Genomic DNA, 18610 nt, shown 5'->3' with positions numbered 1-18610 from the left:
TAAAACAACAATTTCGGCCTAAACTAATATTTGCTGAGAGAGACATCGTAATGGGATATAGCATAGAAGTCAACAGTGCCAATTTTGCAGCAGAAGTTCTGCAAAAGTCAAACGAACAGATCATCCTCGTAGACTTTTTTGCCACCTGGTGCGGGCCTTGTCAACTGATGAAGCCCTTATTGGAAAAACTGGTCAAAGAATATGATTTTATCTTAGCCAAAGTTGATATTGACAAAAATCCCGATCTGGCTAATACTTACAACATCGAAGGCGTTCCCGATGTGCGAATTGTCGATCGCGGGGAAGTTCAACCCGGATTTGTGGGTGCATTAAATGAAAACCAACTGCGACAAGTGTTAGCCCAACTCAATTTAAAGTCCGAACTTGAAAAGGGGTTAGCTAACATCGAAATCGCGATCGCCAGTGAAGATTTTGACCGGGCCTGCGACCTGTTTAAACAGTTACTAGAAAACTATCCTCATCGGCCGGATTTGAGTCTACAAGCGGCGGAATTTTTTATAGAAGTGCATCGAACCGATGAAGCCAGCAAGCTGTTAGCGGGGATTTCGGAAGATCAACGAGAATATTACTCTTATTCACAAGCTTTAAGGCAGTTAATCGAGTTTGAAGCGATCGTTCAAAACCCAGGAACAGGCGAACTCGACCAACGTTATGCAGAAGCCTGTCGTCTCACATTGGAAAAGGATTATGAACCCGCTCTCAAAATCTTTTTAGACATCGTAACCACCAATCGAAGTTATAACAATGATGCGGCACGCAAAGCCATGTTGACGGTGTTTGAATTGCTTGGCGACCAAGATTTATTAACCAAGGAATATCGAAAACGGCTGATGTTACAGTTGTATTAAAAATTCGATCATTTTCCCTTCAAAAATCATTTTTTATGGGTTCTAATGAATAAAGCTTTAGTCATTTTAAGCGAGTTAAACGATCGCGATATTGATTGGATGGTGACGCATGGAAACCGAGAAAAAGTGACGGCTCATACCATTCTTATCCATGAAGGGGAGCCGATTTCAGCACTTTATATCGTTTTGGAGGGAACTCTAAGCGTTTCCGTCGCCGCAGTTGGAAATCAAGAAATAGGCAAAATTGGCTGTGGGGAAGTTCTCGGGGAAATGTCATTTATAGATGGACGTTTACCCTCGGCGACCGTCAAAGCCGTCGAAGATTCAATTGTCTTAGCAATTCCCCGACAAAAACTAACCGAAAAACTCGATCGCGATGTGCTGTTTGCTTTGCGATTTTATCGAGCGGTGACAAAGTTTCTGTCGTCTCGGTTGCGAAATACAGTCAACCGTTTTAGCGAAGATTCTCACAAATCGACTCGCACCTCTTCCCACTCCCCCCCCATCCAAGTGTTATCAGACGATGGCTGTTTAGAAAATCTGTCTCGGTTCGATTTAATTATGAAACGTTTGCGAGGAATTGATTGAGCAGAGTCGCGAGCTACTATTCTCGATTAATAAAGGCTTGTAGGAGTTTACTCCGTAATTTCTCTGAGAAGGTTTGGAAAAAAGACACAATCAAATCGGCGCAAATATCCGTAGCACTACTGTTGAATATAAGGGGTGTTATATCGTAACTTTGAGATAGAGTTTAGGAAAAAAAATGACAGTGACTACTCCCGTTTCAGACATCCCCAATTTGGTTCGCACCCTCCGCGAACGCTTAGGCTTATCCCAAGAAAAACTAGCCGCGAGTCTGGGTGTTTCCTTCCAAACGGTGAACCGATGGGAAAGAGGACACGCCAAACCCTCTCAGTTGGCTTTAAACGCGATCGAACAAAAACTTGCGGAAATGGGGGGACAAGGTTCCGATCTCTTGCACAAATATTTTAAGCAACCCTAGAGGCGGAAAATTCAACCCAACGGGGACTGGTTTACCTATTGATTTTTATAAGAAAAATCTGAGTGCATCAATGTTAATCCAACCGCTTGAATTTCTAGCAAATTACTACATCAATAACCGCTCTTATTCCATTCATTGATTTGGGGATTCAAAGCGGTAAATTTAAGCATAAATAACACCCGAGTAAAACCTTTAAGTCAATTGGGGGTGAATCCGGAGAAATACAGGTCCAATTGGCGATCTGGGTTCCTCTGAAATTCACCTTCATTTGAGGTTTTACTCAACTGAAAAAAGATGGAACCTCTCGGGCGATTTTCAGTCTAGAATAACAACCATCTTATGAGATTGGAGGTTATTCTCTTGCATTTATTCAATCTCACTCTAGTCAGTGGAGGCATCTATTTGATCGCGACCTTTAGCCTGGGGATAAAAGCCCAAACCATTATGAATCCATCCAACGAACCGATCGCCCAACAACAAAGTCCCGCTTCGACCTATCAACCCGGTTTTTGGCAACCGGTGGCCCGAGTTAACCCGAATAATCCGGTAACAGCTAATATTATTAACCAGAGTGGAATCCCCATAGAATACAGTCTGACAACCAGCCCTCTGGGAACTCGAACTGTAGCCAATGGTAGCAATACCCAGTTAGAGGATTTGGAAAAAGATTCTTATATTATTATTAATGCCCAATCGAGTTCTACACCCGTTCAATTCGAGATTACAACCGAGAATAATCTGGTCAATGTTACCGTTACGCGCAGTTCCGACTTATCAGGGGAAAGTACCGTTCATCTCCATCCCACGGGAGCCATATATAAATATTAATCTTGAGGGTTTATGGCCATCAAAAATAACCTGATTTTACTGGCGATCGCACTAAGTTACACCATTTTTCCCCTACTGATCGCCTTTTTAGGTGTGGCGTTGGCTGCTCTGTTTGGCTGTGAGTCCCGGGGGGGCTTTATTGTTTGTGCGGATCAACCTTTTTTAGGTCAACTGTTAACAAACATGACCATCTTTCATTGGTTGGGCTTGATTACGGTACCTTCTGGGGGGATTATTTCAGGAGTTTTATTAATCATGCTGCTCATTCAATACATTAAAAAATAAATCTAAACTGGCGGCGCTCAAGTCGAATCGAAGTGGCAGGAGGTGAGACAATAAAGTTAAGCACTTCTATCAGCAACTCTCATGTCGATTAATTCTAATCTGGCACAAGAAATTCAAGAACAACCCCAAGTTTTAAGGCAACTCCTAGAAACGCAAGTCGCCGCTATTGAACAGCTAGCCGAAGCCATTCGCCGCCGGGACATCACCCATATTGTGGTCGCCGCCCGGGGAAGCAGCGATAACGCCGCCCGGTATGCCCTATACTTGTTTGGAAGTCTCAACCAATTCTTAGTAACTTTAGCCGCACCGAGCCTCTACTCCCTTTACCAGCGCCCTCCCCGCTTGGGAAATAGCCTGGTTTTGGGGATTAGCCAAAGCGGTGAAAGTCCCGATTTGGTCACGGTTTTAGCCGAAGCCCGCCAACAGGGCGCTTTAACTGCGGCGTTTACCAATCTTTCCGACTCCCCCCTGGCCGAACAAGCCGATCATGTGATTAACTTGAGCGCAGGTGTAGAACGTTCCATCGCCGCCACCAAAACCTACACCGCCCAATTGTTGGCTTTGGCGATGTTGAGTTCTCAGTTGGCCGGCGATCGCTCGATGTGGACCACGTTAGCACAGGTGCCGCACTGGGTCGAACAAACTTTTGAACTCAACCCCAATATTTACCAAGCCATTAAGCCCTACTGTCAGATGAGGCGTTGTATTGTTATCGGTCGGGGCTATAATTACGCGACGGCTTTTGAATTGGCTTTAAAGTTAAAAGAGTTGACCTATACTCTGGTTGAACCCTACAGCAGCGCCGATTTTTTACACGGGCCTTCGGCGTTAATTGAACCGGGTTTTCCCATTGTGGTAACAGCCGTTCACGGGCCGATTTTAAATGAGATGCAACAGGAATTAATGCCGTTATTAATTGAACGGGGCGCCGAAATTATTACCCTCGGAAACGATCCGCAAATTTTAAGCCAAGCCCAGACCACTTTACCTTTACCCGATGATATTCCCGAATGGTTATCGCCGATTTGTGCGATTATTCCCGGACAACTTTTTGCCCTCCATTTGGCGACAATGCGGGGTTACGATGTGGATCGGCCCAGAGGATTGAGAAAAGTGACAAAAACTCAATAGAGATAGTTTTTTTAACGGTTTGTTTCAGCAACGCGATCGCCCTTTAGTTCTTGAAAGCGATTAACAATTGGAGGACAAAAAATTAGGGTTTTTCAAAATTGCGAGTATGATGGAGTTAATTTAATACTCAATACTCTTGAGAAAACCAAGATGAATCATTGGCAAAAATACTTAATGGCTGCCACTTGTGCAACTGTTTCTTTGTTGGGATTGAACACAGTCGCTCAAGCGTTAACAAACTCGGCCGATCTTGTTACCTCGGGTGAATATCAATTAGCTCAAACTCCCGTAGGGTCTTGTACCGTTGCCGACCCAACCGGCACACCTTTAAATGTGCGTTCTCGACCCAATGGTAATGTTGTTGGTACTGTTGAAAATGGTACAATTGTCGCCCTGGGTGTGACCGATGGCAGCGAAGGTGAGAATTGGACAAGAATTATCAGTCCGATCGAGGGTTATGTCTGGAATGATTATTTAACCAGTTGTAAATACAGGTATTAATTCGACAAGCCCTTAAAAATCGGGAAACGGTTTGAATGGATCTGTTGTACTGCAAGGCTTGCGGCTTTGTAGATTTGATTTAAAAAAACTGGGGTGAAATTGACTAAAACAGATACTAAAACAGAGGCGAGCGCTTTCAGTCCATTTTTGAAAACACACTGAAGGCGATCGCCATAAGTTGTTTTGTCGGTCTAAAAGTTCAGAGCATTAATCTAAACTTTGAGTTAATATCAAATCCAATTTTCAGACAAAAGTTGAGATGAAAATGAAATTTTAGCGTTTCTTGTTTGTTATGAACCCAAATGATAAAAAAGAGATGGGTTTAAGCCCCAATAGCTTCCTCAACAATCGGCAAGCGTTGAGAAGCGTAACCAATTCCCCGGACAGTTAAAATATACTCGGGATTGCGCTGATCTTCTTCGATTTTTGCTCGCAAACGAGCCACATGAACATCAACAACCCGCATATCGGCAATGCGTCGGGGTGCGTAACCCCACAACTCTTGAAGAATTTCAGATCGAGAAACCGCCTCGCCGGAATGCTTTAAGAGCAGTTCGAGTAAATTAAACTCGATGTAAGTTAGAGGAATCAGTTGCTCGCCTTTGTAAACCCGTCGCTTGACCGTATCAATACGCAGGGCGTCTACTTGAATTGTCTCTGCACTAACATCGCGATTGGCGTTTGTCTCTTTTAAGCGGCGTAAAATCGCTTGGATACGGGCTTCTAGTTCTTTGGGTGAAAAGGGTTTGGTCAGATAGTCATCCGCTCCCAATTCTAAGCCGGTAATGCGATCGGCGACATCTCCCAAAGCGGTTAACATGATGATGGGAACGTCGGATTGGGTGCGGATTTTTTGGCACACTCCATAACCGTTCAGTTTCGGCATCATCACGTCTAAGACCACCAGATCGGGATTTTCTGTTTCAAACAGACTCAGGGCTTCCCGACCATCGGCTGCGGCCACAACCTGATACCCTACCATCGAAAGACGAGTCGTGAGAATACGTCGAATTGCAGATTCGTCATCGGCAATTAGGATTTTCCCGGAGTTGCGTCTTTGTTCAGATTGTGATTGCGTTGTCATGTCTGCTCCCATAGATAATTTTGGATCGGCTTTCGGTGCAGGTTGAATCGGTTCTCAATTAACAAGGAGTTTCAAGCCACTTCAGATGTCGGTTGTGCCATCTGGGGTGCCTCTGATAACAACTGTTATCATATTGTTATCATATATTGTGACCAATATTTAAAATTTTTGCAATAACTCAAAAAATTTAATAAAAATTTACACAAAAATGAGGGCTGACTATTCTTTTTACAAATTAATACTATGAGACGGGTAACGATTTAGCAATAGGCTGGTATTATCGAGGCATTGTTGAAGTTGATTGTCCAAATGTTTCTCAACTAAAACCATGCCAAATCCCTTTTTAGGAGTTAGGATTCCTCCTGAATTACACGAAGCATTGATGGCACGGGTCAAAGCAACTGGACAATCGAAGTCAGACCTCGTGGTAGAAGCTTTGAGAACTTATTTAGGAATGGCTCATCAACCCGATAAAATCGCAGAACTTGAGAGTCGCCTGGCGATACTTGAACATCGACTCGACACTCTCAGTAGTGAGTCTCACCCTCACGAAATTGAGGAGGATTAAATGACTTTAACTGTCCCCTAAAATTTGGCCAAAAAAATTGGGTTTCGGCCAACTATGCAAAACTTAGCTAATTTGTCAAGTGAAAGCTGAGGAGACCTTTAATCACAAATTGTAGTAATACTTAACAATTGTGGCGCTACGCTTTTAAAGTTACCCGTAGTTGTAGGGGCGCTCCTCGGTCCAAATTTCCGAACCCCGCAAACAATTTACATAAACCCGCCCCGGTTTCGGGTGTCGGGTTTTGGGTGTCGGGTTTGTAGGGGCGGGTTCTGTCATCATGTTTGTGACCCACAGACCCCTGATATAAACCCGCCCCGGTTTCGGATGTTTGGTGTGGTGCGAAAATTAAAATTAAAGCAGAATAAACGATAGTAAACCATGAAATCCTCAACACCTATTGTTAAAGATTTAGTTCTTATTGGTGGCGGACACAGCCATGCAATTGTTTTGAAAAAATTTGGCATGAACCCCATCGCTGGAGTTCGTTTAACGCTAATTACAGATGTCTCACACACGCCCTATTCGGGAATGTTGCCGGGATATGTTGCCGGTTTGTATGATTTCGACGAATGTCATATTGATTTGCGTCCGTTAACCCAATTTTCTCAAGCCAGAATGATATTAGACCGGGCGATAGGTTTGGACTTAGAAAAAAATCAGGTTCTTTGTCAAAATCATCCCCCCATTTCCTTTGATATTTTATCGATTGATATTGGCAGTACACCCGCCACTTTATCCGTTCCCGGTGCAACCGAACATTCCATCCCCGTTAAACCGATTTCTAAATTTATTGATTATTGGGATAACGTTAAAAATACAGTTCTGGAAAACCCCAATCAAAAAATGCGAATCGCAGTGGTTGGAGGCGGTGCGGGCGGGGTCGAATTAATCTTTTCAATTCAAGGAAGTTTATCCCAGATTTATTCTAGCACAACCTCCTCAAAAAATCAATTAGAATTACATCTATTTCAACGGGGTGCAAAACTCTTACCCGAACGCAGCGAATGGGTGGGTAAACGGGTTGAAGAAATTCTCAGACAACGGGGGGTTAACTTACATTTAGAACAAACGGTAAATGCAGTAGAAGCCGACGGAAACGATAAAATAATCAGTTGTGAATCGGGATTAACAATAAAATGCGATAAGCTATTTTGGGTAACTCAAGCTTCGGCTGCACCCTGGTTAAAAGAAGCGGGATTGGCGACAGATGAAAATGGATTTATTCGAGTTGACGAACAATTGCATTCGCTTTCCCATCCCCATATTTTCGCTGCGGGAGATGTCGCCACAATGGTTAATCATCCCCGTCCAAAAGCCGGAGTTTTTGCGGTCAGAGAGGGTAAACCTTTGTTTAATAATTTGCGACGGGCGCTATTAGAAAAACCCCTAAAAGCGTTTATTCCTCAGAAACAATTTTTAATTTTAATTGGCACCGGAGACGAACAAGCAATCGCCTCTCGGGGTATAATTGGATTGGGGCCTTATCCTTTATTGTGGCGGTGGAAAGATCATATTGATCGAAAATTTATGAATCAATTCTCCGACCTAGAACCGATGTCAGAAAAATCGGTTAAACCCGAAAAAATACAAGTTGAAACCCCAAAAATGCGGTGTTCTGGTTGCGGTTCAAAAGTGGGGAGTGCGGTTTTAGAACGAGTCTTAAATCAGATTCAGCCCGAAACGCGAGAAGATGTATTAATCGGACTAAAAGACGCAGAAGATGCCGCAGTCATTACCATTCCAAATCAACAGGTCATGGTGCAAACTGTTGACTATTTTCGAGCGTTATTAGATGACCCGTTTGTATTTGGAAAAATTACCGCCAATCACTGTTTAAACGATTTATTTGCAATGGGGGCGACTCCTCAAAGTGCATTGGCAATAGTAACGCTTCCCTACGCGATTTCCAGCAAACAAGAAGAAACACTTTTTCATCTGCTATCCGGTGTCAAAACCGTATTAAATTCGGCTTCAGCCTTGTTAATTGGCGGACACACAACCGAAGGCGAAGAATTAGCTTTGGGTTTAACCTGTAATGGGTTGGCGGCGCCCGATAAACTCCTCAGAAAAAGCGGAATGAAACCCAACCAAGCGTTAATTTTAACCAAAGCAATTGGTATCGGGACGTTATTTGCTGCGGATATGCAACTGAAAGCAAAAGGACGTTGGATAGAAGGCGCTATCGAATCTATGTTACTCTCAAATCAAGCGGCTGCGGACTGTTTTAAACAGCATAAAGTTAGCGCTTGTACTGATATTACCGGATTTGGATTAATCGGACATTTACTCGAAATGATTCGGGCTTCCGGCGTTGCAGTTGAACTGAATTTAGATAAAATTCCGATTTTACCAGGCGCGAAAGAAACCACAGAAAAAAATATTTTTAGTTCCCTCTATCCCGAAAATTATCATTTCTCTCATCAAATTCAAAATCACCAAAAAATCGGTAAACATCTCCTTTATCCCCTATTATTTGACCCGCAAACATCCGGGGGATTATTGGCTGCTATTCCCCAAGAAGAAGCCGACTCTTGCTTAAATCATCTCAAAGATTTAGGATATCTAGATAGTTGTATTATCGGCGAGGTTCAACCCCAAACCGCAGGAAAATTACCCATTACCCTTTCCCATTTATAAAACATCAACCGTAGGGGCGGATGGCAATGCGCCCTGTTACCGATTTCAATTTAAAATAGAAATGCTAAAATACATCTTACCCCAATATTTATGAATAAATTTAGCGTTAAAATTGCGAGTTTTATTGTATTGTTTACCCCGATGTTAACCGCCTGTATTCCAGCAACTCATTCTGAATTTATTATGACTCAAAACCAACAGTCAAATCAAATCCCCGGAATAATAGACGCCAATTCCAGCTTAGAGAAAATAGCCGAAGGATTTCGATTTGTAGAAGGTCCAGTTTGGCATCCCGAAGGTTTTCTATTATTTAGCGATATTCCCGAAAATACCATTTATCAATGGCAACCCAACCAACCCGTTAAAGTATTTCGTCAACCCTCGGGAAACGCCAACGGAAACACCTTAGATTTAGAAAATCGTTTAATTACAGCCGAACATTCAAACCGCCGAGTTTCTCGCACCGAAACCAACGGCGAAATTGTTACTTTAATTAGTGAATATCAAGATAAAAAACTAAACAGCCCAAACGATTTAGTGGTAAAATCGGATGGAAGCATTTATTTTACAGACCCGCCCTATGGAATTAAATCCGACCAAGAAGAATTGGGATTTTATGGCGTTTATCGACTTGAACCCAACGGAGAATTAACCCTGTTGGTTGATGATTTTGTGCGTCCGAATGGGATTGCATTTTCGCCCGATGAAACGAGACTTTATGTTAATGATTCTCAGGAAGGTCATATTCGCGTATTCGACGTTAAACCCGATGGAACGTTAACCAACGGGCGTATTTTTGCGACCCAAAAAGACCCGAATAAAAAAGGGGTTCCTGATGGTATGAAAGTCGATAGTTTGGGAAATGTTTACAGTACCGGGCCGGGGGGCGTTTGGGTTTTCTCAACCTCTGGGGAGAAATTGGGGATTATTGAAACGCCAGAAACTGCGGCTAATTTGGCTTGGGGAGATGCGGACTACAAAACCCTTTATATTACGGCGAGTAACGGTTTATATCGAATACAATTAAATGTGGAAGGCGTTAAACCGGGAAGTTGAATGTCAATAAATTAATAGGGCGCATTGCCATGCGCCCCTACAAATGTGATTTATCCTAATTTCATCCGAATTCGCAACGAAAATATAGCCCCCTACAAATGTGATTTATCCTAATTTCATCCGAATTCGCAACGAAAATATAGACCCCGTAGGGGCGCTCTTGCTTGCGCCCCCAATTGCCCCTGTGAATAAACGGAATTAAGCAACAACTTCTTCCACTTCTTTTTCTTGGGCTTCTTTTGCTGCTTTTTCCTTCAAATATTCGGCGAGTTGTGCTTCAATTTGGTCGCGAACAATTTGGCGATAAACTTGGAAATGTTCCGAGTGACCGCACAGAGAAATATAGCGGTCAAAAAGTGCGGGATTTTTCCGGAGAATATCTACTAAATAAATCCAGAACGTCCAACGAGTTTTCCGCAGTACGCCCTGACGCCAACAGACCGTTAATAACGCTTTTAACGTTACCCAATTTGTTAGTTTGCGGCGAGTCACGGGGTTTCGGGGTGCGCCCACTTTTAGGAAGTAGCGATGAAGCCGGTCTAGATAGGTTTGAGGGTCATAAAGATGCCAAAAACCATCTACATATTCTTGGGCAATTTCTTCAATGGGACGGGTGGGAACAAAGTTCATTAATGTGGTTTGGTTAATATTTCCACCCGCATTTAATAACCGTCCTTCCTTTTCTAAACGGTGCCACAACGCCGTATTTGGGAGCGCTTGCAACATACTAAACATTGCCATCGGAATTCCCGTTTTTTCCACAAAGCGAACAATGCGCTCGCCCGCCCCGGGTTTTTCTCCATCAAAACCAATGATAAACCCGGCCATCACATCTAAACCGGCTCGGGAAATTTTCTCAACAGAATCACTCAGAGATTCCCGGGTATTTTGGAACTTTTTAGTCAGGGTTAAACTGGCTTCGTCGGGGGTTTCAATACCCATAAAGACCGAGTAGAAATTCGCCTCAACCATCAATTCCATTAACTCCTCATCGTTGGCTAAATCGATGGAAGCTTCGGTAAAGAAACGGAAGGGATAACCGTTTTCATGTTGCCAAACTTTTAATTCTTTCAGCAACAGTTTAACATTCCGTTTGTTGCCAATGAAATTATCATCGACCAAGAAAACAGCCCGACTGAAGCCAAGTTCTTTCAAACGAGCAAGTTCGGCAATGAGTTGGGCGGGTGTTTTGGTGCGGGGTTTGCGACCGTATAAAACAATAATATCGCAAAATTCGCACTGAAAAGGACAGCCCCGAGAATACTGAATTGAAATGGTTTCATAAACATCTCGTTCCAGCAAATCAAAGCGAGGAATAGGAGTTTTCGTAACATCTGCCTTTTCGCCATTTGCCGTAAAAACTCCACTGGTTTCCCCTCGTTCTAGGGCTTCAACAAACATCGGTAAGGTGATTTCGCCCTCATCTAAAATCAGGTAATCTGCACCCACTTCTTGAACTTCGTGGGGTAAAGATGTGGAATAAGGGCCGCCAACTGCTACGGGTTTACCCCGTCGTTTGGCTTCTTGAATTTGTTCGAGTAGGTCGTCTTTTTGAACGATCATTCCCGACAAAATGACTAATTCCGCCCAGTCCCATTCTGCCTCTGTTACGGTGCGAACGTTGCGGTCAACGAGTTTAAATTCCCAGTCTTGGGGTAAAATTGCGGCGACCGTAATTAGGCCCAAAGGAGGCAATAATGCTTTGCGTTTAATCAAAGCTAATGTTCTTTCAAATGACCAAAAACTGGGGGGGAAAATGGGGTAGAGCAGTAAAACTCGCATGATTTACCTAATTCTAACTATCTTGAACAATTTAAGGTTCCGATTTGAGAAAACGAAACAGTTGCGTTCTCATCAGAAACGAGAAACAAATGGTTTGACGAAATAATTGAGGATGTTTTTGTCAAATTTTAACAGAATGAAGATTTTTGTTTTGTTATCATTTTTTAATTTTTCTATGATTCTACCAACTCGGAACTAACAGATAAGAGGTTAGCATTTTCTCAGGAAAAACTAACCTCTACTTGAACGATCTTGGCTAGGGCATTTTCTCCACTTCTTCAGCCAGAATATCAACCGTTGAACGAATTTGTTCCTCGGTGTGATTGCAGGTGACAAAAAAGCGGAGACGGGCCGCATTATGGGGAACAGAGGGATAAATCATAAACGGTACATTAATCCCCCGTTTAAATAAATTTTGGGACAACTGTACCGACTTGAGGGAATCGCCGACAATAATCGGAATCACGGGAGAATCCTTGCTGGTTCCGGTGTTGAGTCCTTTTTGTTGGGCTAACGCTAAGAATAGCTTAGATCGTTCTTTGAGTCGGGCGACCCTTTCGGGTTCGGCTTTTAACACACGAATTGCCGCCAACACCGAAGCCGCATTGGGCGGAGAAATCCCCACGCTAAACACAAAACCGGGAGCGGTATACTTGAGATATTCAACCACCGCCCGTCCCCCGGCAATATAGCCGCCACAACTGGCGAAAGACTTGCTGAGGGTTCCCATCCACAAATCAACATCTCGCGCATCAATCCCAAAATATTCGCTAATTCCGCGACCGTGAGCGCCCAACACCCCAATTGAGTGGGCCTCATCCACCATTAGAAACGCTTTATAACGCTTTTTAATCTCAATAAATTCGGGGAGATTGGGGATATCGCCATCGGTGCTATAAACCCCCTCAACGATAATCAAAACCCGCTTGTAACGGTGGCGGCGCTCCTGTAAAACGCGACGGGCCGCCTCCCAGTCATTGTGGGGAAAGGCGACAGCAGTAGCCCCGGACAGCAAACAGCCTTGCAAAAGACTATTGTGACTGAGACAATCGTGGACGATCAGATCATTTTGTCCAAATAAATGACCCACCGTTGTTACATTGGTAGCATGGCCCCCAACAAACACCACACTATCTTCGACCCCAATAAAATCGGCAATTTCCCGCTCTAACTCCCGGTGAAGGGGTTTTTCACCCGAAACCAACCGACTCGCCGACACCGAAGTTCCATAGCGATCAATGGCATCTTTAGCCGCTTGGCTGACCACCGGATCGCCGGACATTCCCACATAGTTATAGGTGGCATAATTAATCAGTTCCCGTCCGGCCACAATCGTCGTATTGCTGTTGATCGCTTCTTGAGGCGTAAAGAACGGATTATTAATTCCCAGGGCCGCTATTTCCTGCTGTTGTTGCTTGAGCTTGCGATACTCCGGATAATGCTCAAAGCGGTAGTATTCAAGAGGGATATCATCGGAGGGCGCTAATTTTGCCTTCTGACGCAATAACTCAGCCAACAGCGATCGCTTTTCAGTCGGTGTAAGATGGGCAATTTTTTCTGATGTGTGGGTCATTAATGACTTTCCTCTTCTGACAACATGGAATTTAAAAGATCATCCACCTCTTGATCGGACAGTTGATCCAGTTTTTCTAGGAGTTCCTGTGCTTTTTCGGGTGGAATGTTGTTTTTGGAGGGTTTAATGCTGGCATCCCGTGAAGTGTCCTCAGCCAAATATTCCGATAATGTTGCCACATTGGGATAATCCCAGAGAATAGTCGGAGGCAACCTTCGCCCCAGTAAATTTTCCAAATCCCCAGACAGGTTAACCGCCTCGATCGAATTTAAACCATAGTTGGCAAAATCCTCATTGAGATCAATTTCATCCGGTTCAAGTCCCAGTCGTTCTGCCAGTTGTGCGATCAACCATACTTGAATTGCCTGAGCATCCTGAGAGAATACAGGGGAGTCCACAGGAGATTGTGGATTGAGCATTATCCCCGTTGGCTCTGGAGCCGTTTTTCCATTCAATGACTCGTTCAACAGTTGCATGATTCACTCCTCCATCACGCTAAAAATTTAGCATCACTCCAGTTTACGGGGTAGCCCTGGGAAATTTCTCGCCCTGTGTGTCCCCTGTGTTTATCCGTACTGAATTCTAATTTTCGATTTGGGCAAGACATGATGGTTATTTTGCCATGACAGCCATAAAATTAGAAAGATAGACCAAAAAATCTCTAGATTTCGCCGAAAAGCAAAATTGAGATAGCCTATTTTTCCAGTGTGAAGGCATTCTCCTCCGGATGAATCCTCCCTTATGGTCAAAAGTTCCTGCCGAGCCAGACCGACTAACCCCTTATTCTTCAATTGTGTTCAGGGTTCCGGCCAGAAAACCGGATCGACACAGATGGCGTTGAATTTTACCACTCGATGTTTTGGGAATACCGCCCGGTTTGAGCAATGCGATCGCGTACACTTGTAAATCATGGTATTGTGACACGGCTCGGCGGATGGATTGGATCACCGCTTTCACCTTAGAGGATTGGGCAGCCCCATTCTCCGATTGGGTTTGATCCCAACGGTTTTCCCGATAGTGGCGTTCAACCTCGGCAACAATGACCAATCGTTCTTCTCCTTTGACCTCAACTGAAAAGCTTGCTGAACAATTGGGTCGAATTAGAGAATGACTTTGTTCCACCGTGCGTTCAAGATCTTGCGGATAATAATTGCGACCGTTAATGATAATTACATCTTTTAAGCGTCCGGTGACAAACAATTCACCCTCGGCTAAAAACCCTAAATCTCCCGTTCGTAAAAACGGTTCTTGTGAGGATTCTATAATAGAAGCCTTAAAAATTTCTTTTGTTTCTTTTGTTTTTCCCCAATATCCTTGGGCAATACTTGGCCCACAAACCCAAATTTCTCCCACTTGATTATCTTCACACCGTTTTAAGGTTTGCGGGTCAACAATCACAATTTTTTGATCCCCCAGACTTTGACCGCATCCCACCACAGTCCGACGATTTTCGGGGGTCACAAAATCATAACTGACCTGATTTTCTTCTAATGCTGTGGCTTGTACCGTTTTCAAAACCGGTTGAGCGGTCTTTTCACCCCCGCTAACAATTAAAGTGGCTTCCGCCAAACCATAACAGGGGTAAAACGCCTCCCGTCTAAACCCATAGGGTGCAAACGCCTCGGTAAACCGTTCCATCACTTCATGGTAAATCGGTTCGGCCCCATTAAACGCCAATTCCCAACGGCTTAAATCTAATCCTTCTCGCTGGTTTGGCGGAATCTTCCGCACGCACAAATCATAGGCAAAATTCGGCCCCCCGCTCGTGGTCGCCCCATAACGAGAAATCGCTTCCAACCACCGCAAGGGACGCTGTAAAAACATCAGCGGCGACATCAACACCACGCCGAATCCCCCATAAAGCGGCTGCAACACCCCGCCAATTAACCCCATATCGTGATAGGGGGGCAGCCAAATCACCCCCTGACTCTCGGGAGAATGACCGAAACAGCGATGAATTGCCCCTAAATTATGTAATAAATTCCCGTGAGCAATCATCACCCCTTTTGGGGTTGCCGTCGAACCGGAGGTATATTGCAAAAAAGCCAGGGTATCGGAAGTTAAACTCGGTTCTTGCCAATTGTCGGCCAACGTTTCCGCCAGGGTATCCGTAGCGACCCAATGCAGCGTTTGAAGCGACGGAACTTGCTCAAGTTGTCGGCTAATGACTGATAAAATCGACTGACTGCTTAGGGCAACCGTTGCTTTGGCGTCGGCTAAAATTGCTTCTATCCGCTCTAGGGAACGGTTCGGTCGGGGGGGATAGGCCGGAACCGCCACCACTCCGGCATACAAACAGCCAAAAAACGCACTGATGTATTCCAAACCCGGTTGATACAGCAGTAACGCCCGTTCTCCCGGCTGACAGATCGATTGTAAATGGGCCGCGATCGCTTTTGACTGTCGATCGAGCGCTCCATAGGTGAGACTGACGAATTGAGTTTCACCGTCTACCAAAAATCGGTAGGCGACAAGCGAAGGGTTTTGGGTTGCTCGCTCCCGCAGGAGGTCAACCAGGGTGTTGATGTCACGATGATCTGAACAATTCATTCAGAAAGGGTAATTTTTTAACTTAATCAGGATACAGAGTTTCTCCCCAGTCGTCAGCATTATACAGCAGTTCTTTGTCGTGTTCCTATCTCCCTTTATCGGGTGACTTCCCATTCTGGGCGGAAATCTTGCCGAAACCGATGGAAACATTTACAATTTTCTAACTTAGCGGCTCTATATCTTCTAGCCGATTCAAGGGCGATCGCGCTTAGGCGTAGAAAATTTCCAATACCATAGAGCTATTTAAGCACAATTGCCATGAACTCAAGCCATTCCCGCTCACCCTTCCCCAATAGTTGGTTTCGCATTGCCACCTGCGATGAACTCCCCGCCAAAGGCGTGTTACCCCTGCGCTATTTTGGTCGAGATTTTGTCCTTTTTCGCGCCGAAGATGGAACTCCCCATTTACTTGATGCCCACTGTCCCCATTTGGGCGCTCATCTGGGATACGGGGGAACGGTTGAGGGCGACACCATTCGCTGTCCGTTTCACGGTTGGCAATGGAATTGTCAGGGGCATTGTGTTAAGGTTCCCTACGCGGACAAATCTCCCCAAACTCAAATTAAAAGCTGGCCGATACGCGAACTCAATGGCTTGATTTTCATGTATTATCACCATCAAAATCAAGAACCAAACTGGGAAATTCCCCAGGTTCCCGAATGTTATTCTAAAGATTGGACTCGGTTGCAATCGGTGCGGCGTTGGAAGGTGAAAACTGACCTGATTCAATATTTAGAAAATAGTGTTGATGTTTCCCATCTCTACAGTTTACACCGCCAAACGTTTGATGATGCCGTTAGCAATGGGATTGAAATTGACGGCCCCACTTTAACCCATCGAATTACTCAAAAATATAACCTCTCGGCGATGTTGGTCGGTAAATTGGTCGGAGAAGCCAACGGTTCGGTCACGACGACTTATTACGGCCCCGGATATGATGTGAGTTATTATTGGACAAAAGGTTTAATTCAGTTTGGATTATTTACGATTTTTACCGGAACTCCTATCGATGAAGATTATTTAGATATTCAGATTTTTTCTTGTGTTAAAAAAGTTCTTCCCCCGCCTCTAAATTCACTTCTTGCTGCTTTTGTGAAGCAGGATGTTGAAATGACGTTTAAGCAAGATATTGATATTTTAGAACACCGCATCTCCCCAACTCATCCCATTCTTTTTGAAGAAGATGGGCCGATTAAACCGAGTGTGCGTTGGGCGAGTCAGTTTTATTCTTCTGAAAACAGCGATCAAAATTTCGCCGTTAAAAATTAAGATTTAACCCCCATCAACCTTTGTTTATCCCCCCTTTCTCCCTTTAAGGGTTCCGTAGGGGCGGGTTCTGCGTCAACCTTGAATTCCTAGAAAATAATTATTCTAAACCCGCCCCCTCACCCGGAAAATTCCCACAAAAAACGATAATAAACCCGCCCTTTTTATAGGCTTAAATTCCAACAGAAAACTGTTCGCGCACCCGCTTCTTTTCAGGGGGGGCGGGTTTACAGAGGTTGTCTGTGGGAATAGATAACCTAAGTTAGAACCCGCCCCTACAACACCTCAGGACTTCCCAGAGGGGGCGAGTTCCGTAGGGGCGGGTTCTGCGTCAAGCTTGAATTCCTAGAAAATAATTATTCTAAACCCGCCCCCTCACCCGGAAAATTCCCACAAAAAACGATAATAAACCCGCCCTTTTTATAGGCTTAAATTCCAACAGAAAACTGTTCGCGCACCCGCTTCTTTTCAGGGGGGGCTGGTTTACAGAGGTTGTCTGTGGGAATAGATAACCTAAGTTAGAACCCGCCCCTACAACACCTCAGGACTTCCCAGAGGGGGCCGGTTTACAGAGGTTGTCTGTGGGAATAGATAACCCAAGTCAGAACCCGCCCCTACAACGAATGAAACAGCCTCCCTTAAAAATCAGGAGGTTGAATCTATTTAGAAGTCAAAACTTTCTCAGGTTGCTGTTGTTTGGCTTGCTGAGACATGACTCTTTCTAGACGTTCATCCCAATATTTTTGATTGCGGTTTGCATCTTGTACAAACGGAGTCATGGCAATAATTTTAATCACCAATTTATTCACAATATTCATCGGGAAACGCAAGGGCCGAACAAAATCAATGAATAAGACAACCCGAATTCCATCGGTTTCGTTCCAGGCTTCATGGAGAAAAGAATCGTCAAAAATCATGCACTTTCCTTCTTCCCAATGACGCACTTCATTCGCGACCCGAATTCGACATTTTTCTCGGGGTTCAGGAACTCTTAACCCAAATAAACAGCGAATTACGCCTTTGTAGGGGCCGCGATGTTCGGGAATATGTTTGCCGGGAAGTAATATGGAGAAAAAAGCTGTTTTTACACCGGGAATTTGTTCTAAGATTCGGGTAGTTTCCGGACAGAGTTTACAATTATTTTCTGCCTTTTTCCCATAACCCAAAAGAAAATATGTTTTCCACATATCATCTTTGCTGGTTCGGTATATTTGATCGGGTGAAATATCTTGGAAGTTGGGGAGGTGATCTCGATATTGTAAAATTTCATCGAGTTCTTTCCGAACGATTTCCCAATTGCTTTCTAGCTGCGGCACCCACTTGAATTGTTCTCGTTCAAAGAACGGTTTATCACCCAGCAAACAGTATCGGGGAATGATTTTTTCAAACTTCCAAAGCAGTTTCGCACCGATACCGTGTAAAATCAGCCATCTGACTCTCTCTTGTAAGAGAGATAACGAAATTTTATTCATTAACC

17 protein-coding genes are annotated in these 18610 nt (G+C 44.2%); 11 read left to right on the top strand and 6 right to left on the bottom strand.

Annotated features, from left to right (window positions below):
- Window positions 1-50: 50 nt before the first annotated feature.
- From ACL6C3_RS02520 to ACL6C3_RS02490, 7 genes are all read left to right on the top strand, one after another.
- Complete coding sequence (locus ACL6C3_RS02520; RefSeq protein ID WP_413165065.1) at window positions 51-869, top strand: tetratricopeptide repeat protein; 819 nt, start codon at window positions 51-53, stop codon at window positions 867-869.
- A 45-nt stretch (window positions 870-914) separates the two neighbouring features.
- Entirely contained in the window at window positions 915-1457 is a 543-nt protein-coding gene (locus tag ACL6C3_RS02515) for a cyclic nucleotide-binding domain-containing protein (protein WP_413165063.1), read from the top strand.
- A gap of 175 nt (window positions 1458-1632) precedes the next feature.
- Window positions 1633-1872 carry a helix-turn-helix domain-containing protein gene (locus tag ACL6C3_RS02510; RefSeq protein ID WP_413165062.1) on the top strand — a complete coding sequence of 80 codons (240 nt, stop codon included), beginning with the start codon at window positions 1633-1635 and terminating at the stop codon, window positions 1870-1872.
- A 339-nt stretch (window positions 1873-2211) separates the two neighbouring features.
- A complete protein-coding gene (locus ACL6C3_RS02505) occupies window positions 2212-2700 on the top strand; it encodes a hypothetical protein (protein ID WP_413165060.1) in 489 nt (162 codons plus the stop codon).
- A 12-nt stretch (window positions 2701-2712) separates the two neighbouring features.
- Window positions 2713-2985, top strand: a complete 273-nt coding sequence (locus ACL6C3_RS02500) for a hypothetical protein (protein WP_413165059.1) — start codon at window positions 2713-2715, stop codon at window positions 2983-2985.
- An 81-nt stretch (window positions 2986-3066) separates the two neighbouring features.
- The gene (locus ACL6C3_RS02495) at window positions 3067-4116 is read left to right on the top strand and encodes an SIS domain-containing protein (protein ID WP_413165058.1); all 1050 of its coding nucleotides are present in this window, start codon (window positions 3067-3069) and stop codon (window positions 4114-4116) included.
- 150 nt (window positions 4117-4266) lie between these two features.
- Window positions 4267-4617 (top strand): SH3 domain-containing protein, encoded by a 351-nt coding sequence (locus tag ACL6C3_RS02490; protein WP_413165057.1) that lies wholly within the window; start codon window positions 4267-4269, stop codon window positions 4615-4617.
- A gap of 322 nt (window positions 4618-4939) precedes the next feature.
- Here the strand turns inward: ACL6C3_RS02490 and rpaB are convergent, their stop codons facing one another.
- Window positions 4940-5701: a response regulator transcription factor RpaB gene (rpaB, locus tag ACL6C3_RS02485; protein ID WP_413165055.1), complete on the bottom strand. Its 762-nt coding sequence runs from the start codon at window positions 5699-5701 to the stop codon at window positions 4940-4942.
- Between the two features lie 328 nt (window positions 5702-6029).
- Here rpaB and ACL6C3_RS02480 point away from each other — a divergent pair, with 328 nt between their 5' ends.
- The 3 genes from ACL6C3_RS02480 to ACL6C3_RS02470 all read left to right on the top strand — a co-directional run bounded on the left by ACL6C3_RS02480 (window position 6030) and on the right by ACL6C3_RS02470 (window position 9962).
- Window positions 6030-6269 carry a YlcI/YnfO family protein gene (locus tag ACL6C3_RS02480; RefSeq protein WP_413165054.1) on the top strand — a complete coding sequence of 80 codons (240 nt, stop codon included), beginning with the start codon at window positions 6030-6032 and terminating at the stop codon, window positions 6267-6269.
- Window positions 6270-6647: 378 nt separating this feature from the next.
- Complete coding sequence (gene selD, locus ACL6C3_RS02475) at window positions 6648-8906, top strand: selenide, water dikinase SelD (protein ID WP_413165053.1); 2259 nt, start codon at window positions 6648-6650, stop codon at window positions 8904-8906.
- Between the two features lie 90 nt (window positions 8907-8996).
- A complete protein-coding gene (locus ACL6C3_RS02470; RefSeq protein ID WP_413165051.1) occupies window positions 8997-9962 on the top strand; it encodes an SMP-30/gluconolactonase/LRE family protein in 966 nt (321 codons plus the stop codon).
- Window positions 9963-10160: 198 nt separating this feature from the next.
- On the opposite strand, the gene ACL6C3_RS02465 is transcribed toward ACL6C3_RS02470, so the two are convergent.
- The 4 genes from ACL6C3_RS02465 to ACL6C3_RS02450 form a co-directional block, all read right to left on the bottom strand.
- Window positions 10161-11744 (bottom strand): B12-binding domain-containing radical SAM protein, encoded by a 1584-nt coding sequence (locus ACL6C3_RS02465; RefSeq protein ID WP_413165049.1) that lies wholly within the window; start codon window positions 11742-11744, stop codon window positions 10161-10163.
- Window positions 11745-12000: 256 nt separating this feature from the next.
- Window positions 12001-13317, bottom strand: coding sequence for an aminotransferase class I/II-fold pyridoxal phosphate-dependent enzyme (locus ACL6C3_RS02460; RefSeq protein WP_413165048.1), 1317 nt, complete (start codon window positions 13315-13317; stop codon window positions 12001-12003).
- Window positions 13317-13793, bottom strand: coding sequence for an acyl carrier protein (locus tag ACL6C3_RS02455; RefSeq protein ID WP_413165046.1), 477 nt, complete (start codon window positions 13791-13793; stop codon window positions 13317-13319). Before ACL6C3_RS02455 ends, ACL6C3_RS02460 begins: the two co-directional genes overlap by 1 nt.
- Window positions 13794-14097: 304 nt before the next feature.
- Window positions 14098-15867: a fatty acyl-AMP ligase gene (locus ACL6C3_RS02450; protein WP_413165044.1), complete on the bottom strand. Its 1770-nt coding sequence runs from the start codon at window positions 15865-15867 to the stop codon at window positions 14098-14100.
- A 258-nt stretch (window positions 15868-16125) separates the two neighbouring features.
- Between ACL6C3_RS02450 and ACL6C3_RS02445 the strand changes: the two genes are divergently transcribed.
- Window positions 16126-17136 carry a Rieske 2Fe-2S domain-containing protein gene (locus ACL6C3_RS02445; protein ID WP_413165043.1) on the top strand — a complete coding sequence of 337 codons (1011 nt, stop codon included), beginning with the start codon at window positions 16126-16128 and terminating at the stop codon, window positions 17134-17136.
- A gap of 656 nt (window positions 17137-17792) precedes the next feature.
- Here ACL6C3_RS02445 and ACL6C3_RS02440 read toward each other — a convergent pair.
- Window positions 17793-18605: an aspartyl/asparaginyl beta-hydroxylase domain-containing protein gene (locus ACL6C3_RS02440; protein ID WP_413165041.1), complete on the bottom strand. Its 813-nt coding sequence runs from the start codon at window positions 18603-18605 to the stop codon at window positions 17793-17795.
- Between the last annotated feature and the right edge of the window lie 5 nt (window positions 18606-18610).

Source organism: Capilliphycus salinus ALCB114379 (assembly GCF_047276495.1).
Lineage (GTDB): Bacteria > Cyanobacteriota > Cyanobacteriia > Cyanobacteriales > Microcoleaceae > Capilliphycus > Capilliphycus salinus.
Note: the sequence above shows the minus strand (reverse complement) of the source record. Positions and strands in the feature narration are given on the sequence as shown.

Bases quoted from the DNA above. Each gene is read 5' to 3' on its own strand.
- rpaB (WP_413165055.1), bottom strand. From the start codon at position 5,701: ATGACAACGCAATCACAATCTGAACAAAGACGCAACTCCGGGAAAATC.
- ACL6C3_RS02480 (WP_413165054.1), top strand. From the start codon at position 6,030: ATGCCAAATCCCTTTTTAGGAGTTAGGATTCCTCCTGAATTACACGAA.
- ACL6C3_RS02465 (WP_413165049.1), bottom strand. From the start codon at position 11,744: ATGCGAGTTTTACTGCTCTACCCCATTTTCCCCCCCAGTTTTTGGTCA.
- ACL6C3_RS02505 (WP_413165060.1), top strand. From the start codon at position 2,212: ATGAGATTGGAGGTTATTCTCTTGCATTTATTCAATCTCACTCTAGTC.
- ACL6C3_RS02510 (WP_413165062.1), top strand. From the start codon at position 1,633: ATGACAGTGACTACTCCCGTTTCAGACATCCCCAATTTGGTTCGCACC.
- selD (WP_413165053.1), top strand. From the start codon at position 6,648: ATGAAATCCTCAACACCTATTGTTAAAGATTTAGTTCTTATTGGTGGC.
- ACL6C3_RS02515 (WP_413165063.1), top strand. From the start codon at position 915: ATGAATAAAGCTTTAGTCATTTTAAGCGAGTTAAACGATCGCGATATT.
- ACL6C3_RS02460 (WP_413165048.1), bottom strand. From the start codon at position 13,317: ATGACCCACACATCAGAAAAAATTGCCCATCTTACACCGACTGAAAAG.
- ACL6C3_RS02445 (WP_413165043.1), top strand. From the start codon at position 16,126: ATGAACTCAAGCCATTCCCGCTCACCCTTCCCCAATAGTTGGTTTCGC.
- ACL6C3_RS02470 (WP_413165051.1), top strand. From the start codon at position 8,997: ATGAATAAATTTAGCGTTAAAATTGCGAGTTTTATTGTATTGTTTACC.
- ACL6C3_RS02440 (WP_413165041.1), bottom strand. From the start codon at position 18,605: ATGAATAAAATTTCGTTATCTCTCTTACAAGAGAGAGTCAGATGGCTG.
- ACL6C3_RS02450 (WP_413165044.1), bottom strand. From the start codon at position 15,867: ATGAATTGTTCAGATCATCGTGACATCAACACCCTGGTTGACCTCCTG.
- ACL6C3_RS02500 (WP_413165059.1), top strand. From the start codon at position 2,713: ATGGCCATCAAAAATAACCTGATTTTACTGGCGATCGCACTAAGTTAC.
- ACL6C3_RS02455 (WP_413165046.1), bottom strand. From the start codon at position 13,793: ATGCAACTGTTGAACGAGTCATTGAATGGAAAAACGGCTCCAGAGCCA.
- ACL6C3_RS02520 (WP_413165065.1), top strand. From the start codon at position 51: ATGGGATATAGCATAGAAGTCAACAGTGCCAATTTTGCAGCAGAAGTT.
- ACL6C3_RS02490 (WP_413165057.1), top strand. From the start codon at position 4,267: ATGAATCATTGGCAAAAATACTTAATGGCTGCCACTTGTGCAACTGTT.
- ACL6C3_RS02495 (WP_413165058.1), top strand. From the start codon at position 3,067: ATGTCGATTAATTCTAATCTGGCACAAGAAATTCAAGAACAACCCCAA.